This window comes from Roseovarius sp. D22-M7, assembly GCF_037083785.1.
GTDB lineage: Bacteria > Pseudomonadota > Alphaproteobacteria > Rhodobacterales > Rhodobacteraceae > Roseovarius.
The window spans coordinates 1-1,007 of sequence record NZ_JBAPKY010000186.1 but is presented as its reverse complement, the minus strand read 5'-3'; the positions used below and the strand labels follow the sequence as shown (position 1 = coordinate 1,007).

The 1,007-nt window shown below is 65.1% G+C and carries 1 pseudogene; it reads left to right on the top strand.

Going from position 1 to position 1,007, the window contains the following annotated elements:
- Positions 1 to 68: 68 nt before the first annotated feature.
- A pseudogene (locus tag V8324_RS22015) lies at positions 69 to 1,007 on the top strand (DDE-type integrase/transposase/recombinase); the annotation flags it as partial.

Genomic DNA, 1,007 nt, shown 5'->3' with positions numbered 1-1,007 from the left:
GACCCTCGCCGCTCTGGGCTGTTTGTGGCAAGGTCGATCCTGCGCGAGGTTCGGGACGGGAGGCGGGCATGCTGATTTCTCTTCACAAGCAGGCGACGACAACGCCGAGGACACGGGCTGCGATCCAGGCGAGCACGGAACCGGCTTGGATGGTTGCCGAACGCTATGGCATCTCCGAACAGACGGTCTGGAAGTGGCGCAATCGCGACGGCGTTCACGACCGCAGCCACACGCCGCACCGGCTGCAGACGACGGTGACGCCTGCCCAGGAGGCTGTCGCGGTCGCATCGCGCAAGGCATTGCTCCTGCCGCTCGACGATCTGCTCGCCGTGGTGCGCGAATTTCTCAACCCGCATGTCTCGCGGTCTGGGCTCGACCGCTGTCTGCGGCGGTGAGCCATTGGGCGCCATGGGTTCGAGACCAATGGCGAACAGGTGGGCAATCTGCGGGCGCTGAAGCCGAAAGAGCCCAGGCCTGCGCACGGCACCTTCAAGGCCTATGAGCCCGGCGACCTGCATATCGACGTGAAATACCTGCCCCAGATGGCCGACGAGGACCGCCGCCGATACCTCTTCGTGGCGATCGACCGGGCGACCCGCTGGGTCTTCGTGCGCATCTATCCCGCACAGACCGCGGCCGTGAAACCGCAGGTTTGCCTTCGGCAAAGCGCGCGCCGCTTGCCTCACGCGATTTGAAGCGCGCGGCACCGATGAAGATCACCCGGGTGCTGACCGACAACGGAAAGGCTTTCACCGACCGGCTGTTCGGCCTGCGCAAACGCAGCCCCACCGGACAGCACGAGTTCGATCTGCTCTGCGCCGAGCATTCGCCATTGTCGCTCGGACCAATGGCGCGACATGGCTCATCATCGAGCACCGCCTCGCGCCCCCGATGCGGCCGCAGACAAACGCCATGGTCGAGCGCTTCAATGGCCGCATCGAAGACGTCCTGCAGAGCCATCGCTTCCGGTCAGGCGAAGACCTGGAGCAGACAATCCTGCGCTACGT